The organism is Leptospira biflexa serovar Patoc strain 'Patoc 1 (Paris)', assembly GCF_000017685.1.
GTDB classification, from domain to species: Bacteria; Spirochaetota; Leptospiria; order Leptospirales; family Leptospiraceae; genus Leptospira_A; species Leptospira_A biflexa.
On the sequence record NC_010602.1, the window covers coordinates 1,392,720 to 1,408,918 of the forward strand.

General features: G+C 40.5%; 16 protein-coding genes. 14 read left to right on the forward strand and 2 right to left on the reverse strand.

Features of this window, described 5'->3' with window-relative positions:
- Positions 1–8 precede the first annotated feature (8 nt).
- From LEPBI_RS06560 to mpl17, 8 genes are all read left to right on the forward strand, one after another.
- Positions 9–236 carry a hypothetical protein gene (locus LEPBI_RS06560; RefSeq protein WP_012388329.1) on the forward strand — a complete coding sequence of 76 codons (228 nt, stop codon included), beginning with the start codon at positions 9–11 and terminating at the stop codon, positions 234–236.
- The gene (locus tag LEPBI_RS06565; protein WP_041769750.1) at positions 200–1,111 is read left to right on the forward strand and encodes a hypothetical protein; all 912 of its coding nucleotides are present in this window, start codon (positions 200–202) and stop codon (positions 1,109–1,111) included. Before LEPBI_RS06560 ends, LEPBI_RS06565 begins: the two co-directional genes overlap by 37 nt.
- Position 1,112: 1 nt before the next feature.
- Entirely contained in the window at positions 1,113–2,255 is a 1,143-nt protein-coding gene (mnmA, locus tag LEPBI_RS06570; RefSeq protein WP_012388331.1) for a tRNA 2-thiouridine(34) synthase MnmA, read from the forward strand.
- A complete protein-coding gene (locus tag LEPBI_RS06575; RefSeq protein ID WP_012388332.1) occupies positions 2,252–4,504 on the forward strand; it encodes an alpha-hydroxy-acid oxidizing protein in 2,253 nt (750 codons plus the stop codon). Before mnmA ends, LEPBI_RS06575 begins: the two co-directional genes overlap by 4 nt.
- 2 nt (positions 4,505–4,506) lie before the next feature.
- Positions 4,507–5,769, forward strand: a complete 1,263-nt coding sequence (locus tag LEPBI_RS06580) for a PilZ domain-containing protein (RefSeq protein ID WP_012476230.1) — start codon at positions 4,507–4,509, stop codon at positions 5,767–5,769.
- The gene (locus tag LEPBI_RS06585) at positions 5,770–6,732 is read left to right on the forward strand and encodes an RluA family pseudouridine synthase (RefSeq protein ID WP_012388334.1); all 963 of its coding nucleotides are present in this window, start codon (positions 5,770–5,772) and stop codon (positions 6,730–6,732) included. It begins immediately after the preceding gene.
- Between the two features lie 76 nt (positions 6,733–6,808).
- Positions 6,809–7,966 carry a DNA methyltransferase gene (locus tag LEPBI_RS06590; protein WP_012388335.1) on the forward strand — a complete coding sequence of 386 codons (1,158 nt, stop codon included), beginning with the start codon at positions 6,809–6,811 and terminating at the stop codon, positions 7,964–7,966.
- 11 nt (positions 7,967–7,977) lie between these two features.
- Positions 7,978–8,406 carry a cell surface protein MPL17 gene (mpl17, locus tag LEPBI_RS06595; RefSeq protein ID WP_012388336.1) on the forward strand — a complete coding sequence of 143 codons (429 nt, stop codon included), beginning with the start codon at positions 7,978–7,980 and terminating at the stop codon, positions 8,404–8,406.
- Positions 8,407–8,410: 4 nt separating this feature from the next.
- Here the strand turns inward: mpl17 and LEPBI_RS06600 are convergent, their stop codons facing one another.
- Positions 8,411–8,857, reverse strand: coding sequence for a lipoprotein (locus tag LEPBI_RS06600; protein WP_012388337.1), 447 nt, complete (start codon positions 8,855–8,857; stop codon positions 8,411–8,413).
- On the reverse strand, positions 8,858–9,532 hold the full coding sequence (locus tag LEPBI_RS06605) for a hypothetical protein (RefSeq protein ID WP_012476231.1): 675 nt from the start codon (positions 9,530–9,532) through the stop codon (positions 8,858–8,860). It lies immediately after the preceding gene.
- A gap of 21 nt (positions 9,533–9,553) precedes the next feature.
- On the opposite strand from LEPBI_RS06605, the gene LEPBI_RS06610 reads away from it, so the two are divergent.
- The 6 genes from LEPBI_RS06610 to LEPBI_RS06635 all read left to right on the forward strand — a co-directional run bounded on the left by LEPBI_RS06610 (position 9,554) and on the right by LEPBI_RS06635 (position 16,198).
- Positions 9,554–11,098: a M16 family metallopeptidase gene (locus LEPBI_RS06610; RefSeq protein ID WP_012388339.1), complete on the forward strand. Its 1,545-nt coding sequence runs from the start codon at positions 9,554–9,556 to the stop codon at positions 11,096–11,098.
- A 2-nt stretch (positions 11,099–11,100) separates the two neighbouring features.
- Complete coding sequence (locus tag LEPBI_RS06615; protein ID WP_012388340.1) at positions 11,101–12,498, forward strand: M16 family metallopeptidase; 1,398 nt, start codon at positions 11,101–11,103, stop codon at positions 12,496–12,498.
- A complete protein-coding gene (locus tag LEPBI_RS06620) occupies positions 12,498–13,337 on the forward strand; it encodes an MBL fold metallo-hydrolase (RefSeq protein ID WP_012388341.1) in 840 nt (279 codons plus the stop codon). The genes LEPBI_RS06615 and LEPBI_RS06620 overlap by 1 nt, the downstream gene beginning before the upstream one ends.
- Positions 13,334–13,981: an O-methyltransferase gene (locus tag LEPBI_RS06625; RefSeq protein ID WP_012388342.1), complete on the forward strand. Its 648-nt coding sequence runs from the start codon at positions 13,334–13,336 to the stop codon at positions 13,979–13,981. The genes LEPBI_RS06620 and LEPBI_RS06625 overlap by 4 nt, the downstream gene beginning before the upstream one ends.
- 66 nt (positions 13,982–14,047) lie before the next feature.
- Positions 14,048–14,800, forward strand: coding sequence for a hypothetical protein (locus LEPBI_RS06630; protein WP_012476232.1), 753 nt, complete (start codon positions 14,048–14,050; stop codon positions 14,798–14,800).
- Positions 14,801–14,854: 54 nt separating this feature from the next.
- On the forward strand, positions 14,855–16,198 hold the full coding sequence (locus LEPBI_RS06635) for an N-acetylmuramoyl-L-alanine amidase CwlD (RefSeq protein WP_012476233.1): 1,344 nt from the start codon (positions 14,855–14,857) through the stop codon (positions 16,196–16,198).
- The last annotated feature ends 1 nt before the right edge of the window (position 16,199 follow it).

The window sequence follows — 16,199 nt, forward strand, 5'->3', positions numbered from 1 at the left end:
GGTAGAGTATGGCAGAACCTGCATACCTACTCAAAGACCTTTCGCCATCGGTTCCCTCTGATGTCTATGAATCGATTCGAAACAGAGCCCTTGGACTTTCTTCCTTTAATTTCCAACCTTACTCTTGTTTCATTGAATACAAAACAAAAGATGCGAACACTGGGATTGAATACAGAGATTGTACGGTAGATTATTCCAGATGCCCACATTCTCGTTGTATCAAAAAATTGGTTTAGTTTTCCTCTGCCTCAGTGTTGGGATGTGTGTTCCAAACCCAACACGAAACCAATCACCACTTTCTCCTTCTTCCCCCACAAACCATTCCTCCTTTCCTGTTTCCCATTTGATCCAAAGATCACTTCCCCCCCATACGAAAATTCAAGTCTTCGATACAGGGATTTCGCTTATGTTACTTGGATTCCGTTCGGGAGAGGAATCGGTTTCCTTTTTATGGGATACGGGTTCTGAGATCAGTTTTTATGAAGGGAAGGATCGTTTGTATTCCAAGGAATTCCAGATTGGTGAGAGAAAACTCCAAATCCGAAGGGGAGAGGGAATTTTACCTGAAGGCATCCAAGGCCTCATGGGGCTCGACAGCTTTCGCGGCACTTGCCTATTGTATGACCAAAACACAATCTATTGGTTTATCGGTGATTCTCCCTTTTGTGTCCACCCAGATGCCTACCTTGGCACCCAGTTGAAATTTTTAACCACAAAACAAAAAGGAGACCACAGCTTTGTCCTTTTTGAATACCCAAAATCCTTTGTATCCTACGCGCATTTGGACACAGGCGCTTCCTTATCCATTTTACCCAAAGGAGAAGGGGAGACCTTTCTTGGGGAAAAAAGAGTGTTTCGTCCAGGAAATACCATCCTCACCCTAAACCATTGGCAATCGAAGGAACCACTCACACTCATCTCCCAATCGGGATTTCGGGAAGAATACCCACAGGTTCAGTTTCTAACAGGAATTTCACTTGAGAATTTCCTTTTATCGGGGGACAAGGATAAGGAAGAGGTTTGGGTGATCGGACTTGATGTGTTAAGGACTCGTCCACTGTTTTGGGATTTTTCCCGGAAACGGATCGGCATCATCCACCAAGAGAACTAAGGTGAAAGAAAAAGAAAAAATCATAGTGGCGATGAGTGGTGGAGTGGACAGTGCGGTGGCTGCGGGACTTCTCATGGAAGCGGGTTACGATGTCATTGGTGTGAACCTTAGGACTTGGGAATACGAAGCTCCCGCCTGTGATACCACAAAAAAATCCTGTTGTTCTCCAGAAGACATACGTGATGCCCGTGATGTAGGACTCTCGCTTAACATTCCTTTTTATGTGATCAAAATGGAAAAGGTGTTTGGGGAGAGAGTGATTGATCGTTTTATCAGTGATTATAAAGACGGAAGGACGCCGAACCCTTGCGTGGAGTGTAACACCTTCGTTAAGTTTGGTGCACTCTTCGAACAGGCAAAAAAATTAGGCATTGATAAAATTGCCACAGGTCATTATGCAAGGGTCATCGAAGTGGATGGTCGTTATGCCATTCGGAATGCTGTTGATATGAAAAAAAACCAAACGTACTATTTGTACGGTCTCAGCCAAGACAATATCAAAAATACAGTTTTCCCTTTAGGAGAAATGGACAAGTCTGAAGTGAGAGAAATTGCCAAACGAATGGGACTTCCTGTCGCAGAAAAACCAGAATCGCAAGAGATTTGTTTCATCCCTGAAAATGATTATAGGTCGTTTCTTAAAAAAAAGGGGATGGAGTTCACACCAGGATTTTTTAAGTTAGCTTCCGGCCAAATCATTGGCAAACACCAAGGAAAAGAAGGATTTACCATCGGACAAAGAAAAGGTCTCGGCATTGCTTGGAAAAATCCATTGTATGTGCTCTCCATTGAAGATGATGGAACGGTTGTACTTGGCGAAGAAGAAGAAACGGTATCAGAGTCATTTGTTTTAGAAGAAATCACTTACCAAGCCTTGGCACCATTGGCACTTGGCCAATCCATGGAGATGAAAGTCCAAATCCGATACCGAAGCGCACCTGTGCATTGTAAGGTGACATCTCTTGGTGAAACTTGGAAGGTTAACTTTTTAGAAGATGTTAAGAGTGTAACACCAGGTCAATCGGCAACCTTTTATCCGACAAACGGAGATTATCTCTTCGCGGGTGGAATCATCCAAAAAGGTTCCATCACTCGTAAAATCAAATCAAACGTGGAAGTTCAAAGGGAGAGTGTTCCCATTTGAAATCAGTTGAAGGAAAAACAATCCTCATCATCGGCGGAGGGTTGTTACAAGTTCCCATCATCCAAACAGCAAAAACCATGCGACTGCATACCGTGGTTGCTGATATGAATCCCACTTCCATTGGCTTCCAAATTGCCGATGAAACCATCCTCATGTCCACAAAAGACGTGGAAGGTATGGTGCGTGAGGCAAAAAAGTTTTCACAGAAGACAACGATCCATGGAGTGATCACCGCAGGGACTGACGCCAGTATGACAGTGGCGGCTGTTGCTTCGGCATTACAGCTCCCAGGGATTCGGTTTGTGGATGCAGAAGCGGCTTCCAATAAAGTGAAGATGCGAAAACGCCTAAAAGAATTTGGCCTTCCCATCCCTCGTTTTGCACCTGTTTGGTCCATGCAAGATGCAAAAGATGCGTTAGATGAGTTAACTTTCCCACTTGTGATGAAACCGGCCGACAATATGGGGGCTCGCGGTGTGATCAAGGTCACAAACCGTGACGACTTACAAGTTGCTTTTCGCCATGCCAAACGATTCTGTCCTACGGGTGAATTGATATTAGAAGAATATATGGAAGGACCAGAACTATCCGTGGATGCCCTTGCTTTCCAAGGCCAAATCCGCATGACAGGGATTGCTGACAGGATCATCGAAAGGGAACCATACTTCATTGAAGTTGGGCATAATATGCCCTCTAGTTTACCGAAAGATGTTTTGGATGAAGTGGAACGTGTGATGGCAGGAGGCATGAGAGCCCTTGGCATTCATTTGGGTGCGGGAAAAGGAGATATCAAAGTCACAAAAGACGGAGTGAAAATTGGTGAAATTGCCGCTAGACTTTCAGGTGGTTTTATGTCGGCTTTCACCTATCCCTTATCAACCGGTGTGAATCTCAATCGTGCCGCACTCCTCATTTCCCTTGGGGAAACTCCAGACAATTTAGAACCCGTATTCCATCGAGTTTCCATTGAACGATCGTTATTATCCAAACCAGGAAAACTCATCTGCATTAGTGGTGTCGAAGAAATCAAAAAAATTGATGGTGTTGCGGAAGTATTCCTTCAATCCAAACCAGGGGACATTATCAAGGAACCGACAAATAACATTGATAAGTCGGGTCACGTCATCATCGTCTCAGACAGTTTAAAAGAAGCCGAACAAGTGTTTGCAAAAGTCAAACAAACCATTCGATTTGAAGTGGATGAACAATTTTCCATTACTGAAAAAGAAATTGCTGACCAAGCAAGGATTCGTTTTGGAAAAGATATCTGTTGGGTTTGTAAGGTCTGTGATGGGAAAAATTGTGCCTCAGGGATTCCTGGTATGGGTGGAGTGGGCCTTATGGAAACTTTCCAAGACAACCATGAAGCTCTCGCAGAGTATAAAATTTTGCCAGGTTACATCCGTGATCACGTGTCACCCAATATCCAATCTCAATTTTTAGGTTATGATTTAAAAACGCCGATCATGGCGGCCCCCATGACAGGTGTTGGCACCAATATGAACTTTGTCATGACAGATGCTGATTATGCCCTTACAGTAGTTCGTTCTTTTTCTCAAAATGGAAGTCTAGCTTGGCTTGGTGATGGTGCCTCACCTGAAAAATACAAAATCATGCTCGATGCCTTAAAAAAAGTAAATGGAAAAGGGATTCTCATTTGTAAACCAAGGTTAGATGAGTCACTGCTTCTAGATCGATTTTTACAAGCGGAAGCGGACGGAGTGTTCGCCATCGGAATGGACATCGATGCTGTTAATTTTAGAACCATGGTGCAAAAGAATCTTTCCAGCGTGACACGTCCACTGGATGCTCTCATCAAACTAAAAGGAAAAACAAAACTCCCTTTCATCTTAAAAGGCATTATGAACCCAGAAGATGCAAAACTGGCAGTGGATGGTGGATTTTCCGCCATCGTGGTGTCAAACCATGGAGGTCGGGTCCTTGATGGGATGCCAGGGACGGCAAGGGTGCTACCAAAGATTGCCGAAGTGGTAAAAGGGAAAATCCCAATCCTTGTGGATGGGGGAGTTCGATCCGGTATGGATGTATTTAAGATGATTGCCCTCGGAGCAGATGCAGTGCTTGTGGGAAGGCCCGTTGCGATTTCGCTCGTGGGAGGTGAAGATGCCGGGATTCGATTTCTTTTACAAAAATATTCGGAAGAACTAAAACAGTCTATGAGTGTGACAGGTGCGAAAACTTTGGTAGACATCAAGCGTTCCATGTTACTTCATAAACAACACGGTTGAGTATGGACAAAGAAATCAAAGACCCTGAAGGTATTTTGAAGGTAATTACCGCCTTATTTGGAAAATTACCGGCATACATCGTCAACTCAGAGAAAGAATTCCCTGTCAAAATCATTGCACTCAAAAACAAAGCCCTCATCATCAGCACCAAATTAAAATTCCCTAACCGGGATCGTGTGCTTACCGTTGTTCATAATGGAAGCAAATTCTTTGCTCACTTCAACCTGGCTGGTGGAGATGGGAACGGGGTTGAGATTCTAACTCCTGTTAAGATTCAGATCGCTGCTGCTTCCAGACAAGGAGCTCGGGTAGAAGCAAGTCAAATCCAAACTGGGATGGTGGTGAACAATATCATCAACGTCAATGATGTATCGAAGGCCATTGGCTTTGATGATAAAAAAGTGGACGCGATTCTACTTGCATATCGTGCCAAACTCGCAAAGGCCTTCCCATTATCTTCTATCTTTTTTGCAGGTAGGATGGACAACCGCCTGCGACTCATGCACCATTATGATAAAGATATCTTTATTGTGGATCGTAAAGAAAAGGCCACGGCTTCCCCTGAATTTTTCCCGTTTGATGAATACCTTCGAATTTTCGACAATTCTAAAATCCCGGACAACTACATTTCCGAAATTTGTGTTCCCATCAAATATAAAGGTTATGTTCACCTTGGGTATGTACAAGTGTTAGCCGAAAAGCCACTTGATTTTGAAGTGTACAAACAAATCCAAACCTTTGCTTCAGCAGTGAGTCGAGATATCATCAATACGGGAGTGTTCCAAGAGTCGCGCGACGTCTGCCAAGTAATGGACCTAAGTATGGGCGGGATTAGTTTCATCCATGCACCATCTCGGTCCTTTTCACGTTCTGTCACACTCAATGGAACCATCCTTTTTGATCTCAATTTGGAAGCAGGGAAAAAAGTCACCATCCGTGGGATCATCAAAAACATTCGAAACCAAGAAACGAACTTTCGAGTGGGTTGCCAATTCTACAACCTAACAGAAAAAGACACAGAAATTTTGGAAGATTTTTTAAATGTAGGCAAAGAAGAAGAAACTCCCGAAGCAGTCACGTCCACTTCTTCTGAAGATGAAACTCCAATTCCAGAGACAAACGAGGAAGACCAAGATAGTGAAGAATCTTCGTCAATCGAAGAAGAAAATTTTTCCGAAGGACCGGCAGAAGAAAGTTCCACCGAAGATCCATTTGCCAATCAAATGGACGAAGAGTTTACGGATTCTCCCGAAGAACCAAAGTAAATGGTTGGTTATCAGTCTGTCATTCGCCCCCCCTTTGTGGGAAAAACGGTGATTGAATATCTTACAGGAAAATTTCCTTACCATAGTCTCGAGGAATGGACCTTTCTCGTCGAAGAAGGACGAATCACTGTCTCAGGGAATTTGGCCTCGATGCACAAACCCTTACTTGATGGCGAAGTTATCGAATACAACCCCATTCCTGGTAGGATCAAAGAACCAGAAGTGGATACAAACTATTCCATTTTAAAGGAAACAGAAGATTTTCTTTTTGTTGAGAAACCGGGAAACCTCCCCATGCACCCAGCGGGGAGATACAGAACCAAAACCCTTCTTAGTTTTTTGGAAACCAAATATCCGAAAATCATTCCAGTCCACAGGCTCGACCGCGAAACTTCAGGTATCGTGATCTTTGCCAAATCAGAAGAGAGTCGGAAATGGCTGCAAAAAAAATTTGAAACGAGGGTAGTTTACAAAGAATACTTTGCCATCGTTTTAGGAAAATTCACAAAAGAACAAAAGTTAGATGGATTTATCGGTAGAGACATCCATTCTGTGATCAGAAAAAAAATGATTTTTTCTCCAGTTGAATTTCCAGATTCTAAATCTTGCGCCACTCATTTTGTCCCTATTCTTTACAATGAAGACAAAAAAATCAGCCTAGTGCTTGTGAAACCAATCACGGGAAGGATTCACCAAATACGTGCTAGTTTGTTATATTTGGGATTCCCAATTATTGGAGATAAAATGTATGGACTTCGTGAATCGATTTTTTTAGATTTTGTGAATTTTGGTATGACAGACTCTTTAAAAGAAGAGTTGGGATTTGAAAGACAGTTGTTACATGCATATAGCATTCGTTATTTGGATGATCGGGGGATTGAAAACCAAATGGTTCACATCCATTCAAAGTCATTTGATGAAATGGATCTTTACTTCCCGAATTGGAAAAACTATGTCCCATAGATTTTAATAAAAATCCAATGTAAGAATCACCTTTCCTCCGATCTTTTAAGAAAGAAAGAGGAGGCTTTTGCAAAGGATGGCAGGAGCAGGCAGATTACTTAAGGATTCGGATAAGATCGTATTTGGAGAATTTTGGACGGCGAAACAAAGACAAGGCCACCCAATCCATCATACCGTTAGTTATAGAGCATCATTCAAACCAGAACTTCCTTCTTTTTTTATGAAGGAATTTTTAAAAAAGAAAAATCGTGTCGTATATGATCCGTTTGGTGGCCGTGGTACAACTGCGATCCAAGCAAATATTGAAGGTCATGCAGCGATTCACAATGACATCCATCCTCTATCTATTTTTTTGGCGAGTGCGAGGCAATATGTTCCCAAACTCGTTGATTTAGAGAAAAAATTAAATTCACTTGATTTGGATAAGGAAGTGGAAGAGGACCCTTTTGATATATACTTATATCCTTTTTTCCATCCAAGGACTTTGAAGGAGATAAAAAATCTAAAAAAATATATGGTTATGGATGATTCTGTGGAGATGAAATTCATTTCCCTTATCGCCTTGTCTAGGTTACATGGCCATAGCACTGGATTTTTTTCTGTTTATACCTTTCCTCAAGTTTCTATCCCATCGGAAGCACAGGCTAAGAATAATGCCAAAAAAGGGATAACGCCTGAGTATCGGCCAATCAAACCTCGAATCTTCCAAAAGATGAAACGTGATTTGGCTTTGCCCATCCCACCGTTCTACCATGAATTTTCTAAGAACAATATTTATTCTTTGAATTCTGCTAATTCCGTTCCAAACGTAGATTCGGAGTCTGTGGATCTCATTGTGACATCTCCTCCATTTTTGGATAAGGTGGATTACGAAGGTGATAATTGGCTTCGCCATTGGTTTTTGGACATTCAAAAATCCAAAGACCGTAAACTCAGTATCTTTAGTAACATCAATGATTGGAATGAATTCATTCGATCCACTCTGAAGGAATCCGCGCGTGTTTTAAAAAAAGGTGCGTACATGGTAATGGAAGTGGGGGAAGTGAAAAAAGGAAATTCCATCCTGTATTTGGATGAAGACGTGGTTCGTATGGCAGAAGGAACTGGTCTCGTATGGAATAAAACCTATGTCCATACCCAAAGTTTCACGAAACTTTCTAATTGTTGGCAGGTTTCCAATAATGAAAAAGGGACAAATTCGAATCGATGTGTGGTTCTTCGAAAGGTAAACTAAGTCTAAACCATATGAGACTATTTTTCATTTTATTTCTTTTTTCTGCCGTGCTTGGTTTTGGGTTTTTCAGTTGTAATGAATCGAAGGAAATCCAAGCCGAAGAATCGTTTCCCACTCATCCGATTGAAGTGAACATCAAAGAGAAAGGTGCGGGAAAGTATGAAATGGAATTGTATTTACCAAAAGACTTTGGATTCCAAATAGAGGCACCACATCGGATTTTTTTGTCTGGCTCAGAGGGACTGAAGGTGACAAGTGCGGAATTGAAACTAACGGGTCCTACGCACCCCAAAAAACCAGAATACTTTGAATATGTAAAACCCTTAACCTTTCAAGTGGAAGGGAAGGGTAAATTACAAATGGAAGGAAAACTATTTTACTGTAACTTCCTAAAGAATATTTGTATTCCAGCAAAAGTCACCAAAACGTTTACGATTTAAGAAACTACTCTAGGTCTTTTGTCACAAGGCGTTTCAAGTTGGGTCTTTGGATTTGGTAGAGAAAAAAATACCGTCCACCAACAGAAACGTTTTTGTTCAGAATTTTTCCTTCTTTTGAAATCTCTCTCAGTTCTTTTTTCCCTTTATCAGATAAATTAGGGATTGTATATGTTTTCAATAGATTGAGGGATTTTTGTTCTGCAATGGACTTTGCTTCTTCTTCCCTTTCCTTTTCCGTAGGTAACACACTCGACACGGCAACTTGGAATAAACTTTCCGAAATGAATCCTTCTTTGGCCTTTGTGAATTCAATCACAAGTTCTGTTTCTTCTGGTTTGGTTTCGATCGTTTCTTTCACCTCTTTGGTTTCTTTTGTTTCCTTAGATTTACATTGGAATACAAGAAGCGAAAGTGAGAGTGATAAGATTGCAATGGTTAGGTGTTTTGTCATCTATGGTTTCCTAGGCTCCGAAATTGGTGTTTTTTCCACACGTTCCATTAATTTAGGTTGGATATTCCGAAATAGGAAAGCACATTTTGTTGGATCAGAGTAATCTTCTTTGTACAAAACCAAACCTTCAAAAAACCAAGCAAAATTGTGGAGATTTTCATGACCCTTCTCTTTTTGGGGATTCCCCCTAACTTCGTCTAGGTTCTGTTTTGGCTTGGGCAAGGCATTAGGGTCATTCGTTGTTTGATTTGTGCTCATTCCAAGTGGAGATTGTGAGGATGTGCTTTGTGTTGTGGTTGTTCCCATACCTGTCGTTGCAGGAAACTGAGGAGCATTGTTGACAAGCCTTGTTTGTCTGTCTTTGCCTTCTAGGGAAAGTGAATAGGAATCGATCCCTTCACCAAACCTGTGCTTTTGTCTTTGGATCTTGAGGAGGTGGGGAAGGGCAAACATTTCCCTTTCCACAAAAGCTCTTTTTTTACAATCTTCCCTTCTTTCTCGTCCAGAAATCTCACGATAGGTGACGGGGATTTCGACTTTGATTTGGAAGAACTCTCTGGAAATGAATCCTTCGTCTGTTTCGTTTTGTAAGGCGCGTTCCACATAATTTGGGTCTGCAATGGTGAAGAAGCGGCAGGAAGAAAAGAGAGTTAAAATTAGAAGTTTACGAACCATTTCCAACTTCAAGACTAGTAGATGATGTCGAAATTACGAATCTTTTTCCTTTGTTTCTTCCTACAATTTTTACCACTATTTTCAGAAGATGCTTTTTTTGGGACCTCTGAGTCCCAATTTCGCGAAAAAATCAAAACCATCCAATTGGAAAATGGTCTGAAAGTTGTGATGATGAAACGGGGTACCTCACCCACAGTCGCACTCTATATCAAATTTTTGGTGGGTGCTGTGGATGAAACTCCCGAAGAAGCAGGCACGGCCCACCTCTTAGAGCATATGTTATTTAAAGGAACCCAATCAGTGGGAACTTTAGATTACAAAAAAGAAGAAAAATACCAAAAACAAATCGAAGTTTGGGGAACGGAACTTGATGATTTGAAATTACAACGTAGGGATTTGATCACTCGAGGGGAGAACGTTCCGAAAACCTTAGAGGAAAAGATTGAAACCTTAAACCGTAGGTTATTGAATTTAATCCAATTACAAGATGAGTTCATTGTAAAAAACGAAGATTCTTATATTTATGAACAAAATGGTGAAATGGGATTTAATGCCTATACATCCCAAGATGTCACCAATTACCAAATCCAACTTCCTAATAACCGAATGGAAATCTGGGCAAAAATTGAATCAGATCGTTTGAAACATCCCATTTTACGTGAGTATTACACCGAACGAGATGTGGTCATCGAAGAACGAAGGATGAGAACCGATGACGTAGGTGGGGCAGTGTTACGCGAAAAGTTTTTTTCCTTAGCCTTTGAAAGCCACCCATATAGAAAACCTATCATCGGTTATTCGGCAGAAATTCCGTATTTGAAAATTGAAGAAACAAAGGCATTTTTTGAAAAACATTATACACCCAATCGTATGGTAATTTCCATTGTTGGGCAATTTGATATGGTAGAAACAGAGAGTATCGTTCGTAAGTATTTTTCTGATTTAAAACCTGGAAAGCCGAGACCATCCTATAAAATTGAAGAAAAATCATTTCCTGGTGAAAAACGTTTCAAAGTCCTCCATCCATCCGCAAGTCAAATGATGATGGGATGGATCAAACCTCCCTACCCACACAAAGATAATTCTAGTTTTGATGTATTGTCTAGCATTCTAACTTCAGGAACAGGTTCTAGGCTTTATAAACGTTTGGTTTTGGAAGAAAAATTGGTTTTAAACATTGGGGCTGCCAATGGTTATCCTGGGGAACGATACAAAAATGCATTTGTATTTTTTATTAGTCCCAACGAAGGTGTGGATCCTAAAAAAATTGAAGCCATCATTTGGGAAGAGCTCAATCGCATCAAAGAACAAGGGATACCTAATGAAGAATTGGAAAAAATCAAAAATCAAATGGTTTCTGATTTTATGAAAACTTTGGATCAAAATGGAGCCATTGCTGATTTACTCAGTTACTATCAATTGTTATACGGAGATTGGGCAGGGCTTTTCCAACAATACCAAACGATTATGAATACCTCAAGTAGTGATATTCAGGCATTAATTCCAAAATACCTCACGAAAGATTTGGTGATAGTCGGTGTCCTCGAAGACGGAAGGAAAAAATAAACATGAAACGGATTCTATTATTACTGTTACTTTGTGTAAGTCCGATGTTTGCTCGTGAGATGGGTGAATTCGTAAAAGACATCCAATTCAAACCATTGGAATTTGAAGTGCCGAGTATCACTTCGATGACAAATGCGAGTGGGGTGGAAATATTCTCTTTAAAAAATGCAGAGTTCCCTATTGTTTATGCAGATATTCTCATTTATCATGGTAAAAAGAATTTGGGAAAACGCCCAACAGAAATTGGTCGTTTGCTTGAAGATAGTTGGGAACTTTCTGGATCCACTTCCTATCCGAAGGAAAAGTTTTTGGAAACCTTGGAATTTTACGGTGCTTCGTTTTCAGTTTCTGTTGATTATGAAAAAACAGTTTTTACGATCGCATACTTAAAAAAAACGGAATCCGTTGTTTTGCCTATCATCCAATCATTTTTTGAAGCTCCCAACTTAGATGAAGGTCTCATCTCCATAACCAGGGGAAAACTCGCTGAAGAGATCAATCGTCGTAGTGATAATGTAACTTCCCTTGCCAAAAGGAAAATCAAAGAAGCCATGTTCCAAGGTACCATTGCCGGCACATCCATGAAAAAATCAAATTTGGATGTCATTCAAAAAGAAGACCTTCTCAGATTCCAAAAAGAAATTCTTTCTGCATCCAAACGGCGTCTACTCATCACAGGGGATTTTGATCTCAAAGCTTGGGAAACCTTTTTTCCAACACTAACCAAAAACGAATCCTTCGAAGCAGAAATAATCACACCATCCTTATTGAGTGCCAATGTTTCGAAAGAAAACAAATGGATCCGACTTGTGACCAAAGATGTCACACAATCTTATATCTCCCTTTCTGGTGTGTTGCCGGAACACAATCATCCGGATTTTTATGCCATCCAAGTTTTGAATTATATCATCGGTGGTGGAGGATTTAACTCATATTATATGAGAGAAATTCGAAACAATCGAGGTTTAGCCTATACAGCGGGAAGTTTCACTGAATTTCAGGAAACTTATGGCACCGTCCAATTTTACGCCATGACCAAAACGGAGTCGGCTAAAGAAGTTTTGGATTTGATGAAGGAACTCATCCAACCCAAACTCATCAATTCCTTAACGGAGGAAGAGTTGGTCCGAGCCAAAACTGCCATCATCAATACCTTTGTATTCCAGTTTGAAGATGATAAACGGACACTTGCCAGTGAAGTGAGAAGGCGTGATCACAAAATGCCTGAAGGTTATTTACAAAATTTTCGCCGTGAAATTGAAAAGGTGACATTGGCCGATTTGCAACGAGTCGGAAAACTCTATTTTCAATCGGATAAAATGATCACAACCATCGTTGGTCCAAAATCATTAGAAAGTTTTTGGAAAGGTTCTGTGAAACTCCTGCAACCGGAAGATTGATGTTAACAGCAAGTTTCGAATACAAAGGAACCAAATTTGAAGGGATATCAGAAGGGGGGATTCGTACATCCATCATCTGCCCTTCCCTTGATTTTATGTTTGATTTTGGATTCATCAATCCTGATAAAATTCACATTGGAAAAATCCTTCTTTCTCATGCACACCTAGACCATTCATGTGGGATTCCATATTATGTGTCTCAACGGAGTTTACGAAAACTTCCCAAACCAAAAATTTATGTGCCAAAGGCACTCGAACCAAAACTCTCTCAAATCTTAAAACTTTATTCTGAAATTGAAGACTTTGATTATGACTGTGATCTGATTGGACTCGAATATGGGGAACGAGTCGAACTCAAACCAGGGTATTTTTTTAAACCTTTACCAAGTTTTCACCGGGTACCTTCGCAAGGGTATACGGTTTATGAAACCAAACGGAAGTTAAAGAAAGAATTTTCTTCCATGAGTTCTGATGAAATTCGTAAATCAAAAGAAAATGGTTTGGATCCAACTGAAGAAGTTGCAGCTCCCTTTGTTTCCTTTTCAGGTGATTCCAAAATTGAATACATTCTGGAAAATGAAGATGTCAGAAAGAGTAAAATTCTGTTTATGGAATGTACATATTATTGTGAGAAACGGGATGTGAGCCGCGCAAGGGAATGGGGCCATACCCATTTTGATGAAATTATCGAACATGCTTCTTCCTTCGAAAACGAAGCCATTGTCCTCATCCATCCATCGAAACGCTACAGCTATCGAGAGTTAAACGATTTACTTCGAAAAAAAGTCCCTTCTGTTTTAAAAGATAGAATCTCTTTATTTTTACCACCAAAAACATGAAACCACGGCCTAGCATTTATATCGATGGGCTTGAGACATTCATCGATTCGGAACTTGTTTACAAACCGAATTCAGTTTTTTCTGAAATGGAAGGATATGCCAAAGAGAAAAATATTCCGATTGTGACAGCGGCCACTGGGGCTGTTTTATCCCACTTGGTATCCTTTTTGGTTCCGACATCCATTTTAGAATTAGGGACAGGGATCGGCTATTCCACACTTTGGATGGTGCAAGGTTCACGTTCTTCCAAGATCATCACTGTTGACCGGCACGAAGAGCAGGCGAAGTTATTGGACGAGTATGCAAATAAAATGGGACTCGAGGACCAAATGGATGTTACTCGGGTAACGGACTCCGTTTTGGAATATCTAAAAGATGAGAATTTGTGGAGAGAGGTTGATTTCTTTTTTGTGGATTGTGATAAAATTACCTACCCATCTATCTTTCGTACCCTTTGGCCAAAAGCCAAGAAGGGGGCATGTTTTGTATTTGATAATGTCCTTTGGCATGGCCGAGTTTTACATCCTGATCCGAAAAAACCTTCCGATATGGCGGTCATGGAACTTTGGAATGAGGTGAAATCCCAAGTTTTGGAGTATACCTTATTTCCTGTGGGCGATGGATTACTCTTTTTTCGGAAGTAGAAAAAATAGTAGTCAAACCTAGTTCTTTTGTTGTATTCTGCTCCTTGGTTTAAGGAGAAACGTTTCGTGTTAAAAAAAAGTCTTTTGATTCTTTCCATTTGTATGTTCTGTCTATCGATCACGGCACAAGAATCAGGTGCTCCTGAAAAAGGAAAGGAGTCCTTTGAAGAATTAGACAAATTGGACCAAGGTACCAATTTAGAACGCAAACAATACAAAAATATTTCCGAAAACAACAAAGACCGTGTCATCAATTCCATTAAACTTTTAACCATTGTGACAGCAAATTTCGGAGAGGATGTCCCTGATTCAAAGTCCGCTTTGGAAAAAATCAAAAAAGATTACCAAATTGTCCTTCGTTACTACTACCGTCGGGCCTACATTGCTTCCGGGAAAGCAATGGTCGCACTTGAAAAAGACATCACGACTCTCCTTGGTAAATTTGCAAAAAGTTACGATTCCAAAACACAAAACTTACTTGCTGAATGTGCGGATACGATCACTGGGCAAGAACAAGCGCAACTTGTCGATACATCGACGGAAGGTGCAAAACCAGTTGTGCCTTACCGTGAGATTGCAGAAGCACAACAAAAATTACGCATTGCTTATGGACAATTGGGTCTTGCCACTGACATGACAAGAGATGATCGTTTTTATGATGCCATTGTCCATTACCGCATCGCAAAAGATTATGGAATCAAAATCCTCACTGATTTCAAAGAACAGGAAGCCGATAAAAAAACGATCACGGATAAATACGCAAAAGATTTGGTGGATAACAAAAATCAAATCGCTGGCACTAGCCAAAACACAAAATAACTTTTCGAAACTTTTCTTTTCTCCGCTCGTATGAGAGCGGAGGATGGCAAAAGGATGTTATCAGTTCCCAACCTTTCTTCCAAAGATTTTTTCCTTTCTGTTTTTATATTTTTTTCGTTTATCGTTTCGTTATCTTCAGAACCAACATACCGCATCGTGATCGATCCAGGCCATGGGGGAGTGGCAAAAGATCCCAAATCCCTTCATGGAGATAAGTACGACAGCGTCACACAAACTTTCTTGGAAACCTACAAACAAGGAACTGAACACGGGAGTTATACGGAACGAAAGGTGGTACTTGATCTTGCAAAAGAAGTCCATAAGATCTTAAAGTTAACAGAAACCGAAACAGGATGGAAAGAATTCGAAGGTTATCTCAAACTTTTTTCCAAAAAAAATGATTTCACACGAGTGAAATTAGTGAGCCACCTAACTAGAGAAACATCTTTTGATGATGATGTGAGTTCTGATGATCCAAATGCCGCCTATCGATTGTATGATTATCCAGATTCAAAAACGGCTGTGAGAAAAAAAGGTCGTCTTTCCAAAATCAATGAAATCAAACCTCAACTCGTTTTATCGCTCCACCTAAATCCAGCAGGTAAGGGCCAGAAAGGGGGCATGGCTGCGGTTCTCACACCTGGTTACAAAACCTTTTCCCTTTTGAAAAAAATTTCGAACAAAGAAAAATCCCCCAATTCCTTTTTGAAAGGACCCTGGTCTGACTGGCTTGTCTTCCAATCGGGTTGGAGTAAATTGGAAAATGCAACTGCGGATACCTGGATTTACTTTCATGGGTATTGGTCCAAAAAAAATGGGAAGGATACGGATCTCACTAAGTTTGAAGGATACCGCCAAAACATGATTAGTTGGAAATATGCCGACGATCCAAATTGGGAAAAAAACATCGGAAAAAAAGGACCCTATGCAAAATCCCACGAAGAATTTTTGGAAACAGGTAGGTTTTGGGAAAGGGAGATGGGAAAAAAAGAAGAATGGAGGAGAGAAGGAGGAAAAGAAGGATTTGGTGGGGATAATCATTACGTCACGAAAGAACTCATGCGTTTTGTCCAATACGGACTTCCCATCCAACTAAAAAAGTTAGATACTCCTTACCCGGAACTTGGTCCCATCCAAAAACCATACATCTCCACATATAGTTTACCCACCTATACCAATGCACTCTGTGCTTTCATTGAAATTGGGTATGTGAATCGAAGTCGAGATATCAAATACCTCACTCAAAATAAAAAAGAAACTGCCATTTCTCTCGCAGTTGGCATTTATTCGTTGTTTGTTGGACTGGATGTCAAAAAAAAATTGAATTTACCGTATCATCCCAAAGGGAAAAAAGTCAATTGGGAACGGTATGAAACCTATTTCGATGAAGTGTTATAGG

Bases quoted from the DNA above. Each gene is read 5' to 3' on its own strand.
- LEPBI_RS06610 (WP_012388339.1), top strand. From the start codon at position 9,554: ATGATGTCGAAATTACGAATCTTTTTCCTTTGTTTCTTCCTACAATTT.
- LEPBI_RS06565 (WP_041769750.1), top strand. From the start codon at position 200: ATGCCCACATTCTCGTTGTATCAAAAAATTGGTTTAGTTTTCCTCTGC.
- LEPBI_RS06600 (WP_012388337.1), bottom strand. From the start codon at position 8,857: ATGACAAAACACCTAACCATTGCAATCTTATCACTCTCACTTTCGCTT.
- LEPBI_RS06620 (WP_012388341.1), top strand. From the start codon at position 12,498: ATGTTAACAGCAAGTTTCGAATACAAAGGAACCAAATTTGAAGGGATA.
- LEPBI_RS06615 (WP_012388340.1), top strand. From the start codon at position 11,101: ATGAAACGGATTCTATTATTACTGTTACTTTGTGTAAGTCCGATGTTT.
- LEPBI_RS06605 (WP_012476231.1), bottom strand. From the start codon at position 9,532: ATGGTTCGTAAACTTCTAATTTTAACTCTCTTTTCTTCCTGCCGCTTC.
- LEPBI_RS06625 (WP_012388342.1), top strand. From the start codon at position 13,334: ATGAAACCACGGCCTAGCATTTATATCGATGGGCTTGAGACATTCATC.
- mpl17 (WP_012388336.1), top strand. From the start codon at position 7,978: ATGAGACTATTTTTCATTTTATTTCTTTTTTCTGCCGTGCTTGGTTTT.
- LEPBI_RS06590 (WP_012388335.1), top strand. From the start codon at position 6,809: ATGGCAGGAGCAGGCAGATTACTTAAGGATTCGGATAAGATCGTATTT.
- LEPBI_RS06585 (WP_012388334.1), top strand. From the start codon at position 5,770: ATGGTTGGTTATCAGTCTGTCATTCGCCCCCCCTTTGTGGGAAAAACG.
- LEPBI_RS06560 (WP_012388329.1), top strand. From the start codon at position 9: ATGGCAGAACCTGCATACCTACTCAAAGACCTTTCGCCATCGGTTCCC.
- LEPBI_RS06635 (WP_012476233.1), top strand. From the start codon at position 14,855: ATGTTATCAGTTCCCAACCTTTCTTCCAAAGATTTTTTCCTTTCTGTT.
- LEPBI_RS06580 (WP_012476230.1), top strand. From the start codon at position 4,507: ATGGACAAAGAAATCAAAGACCCTGAAGGTATTTTGAAGGTAATTACC.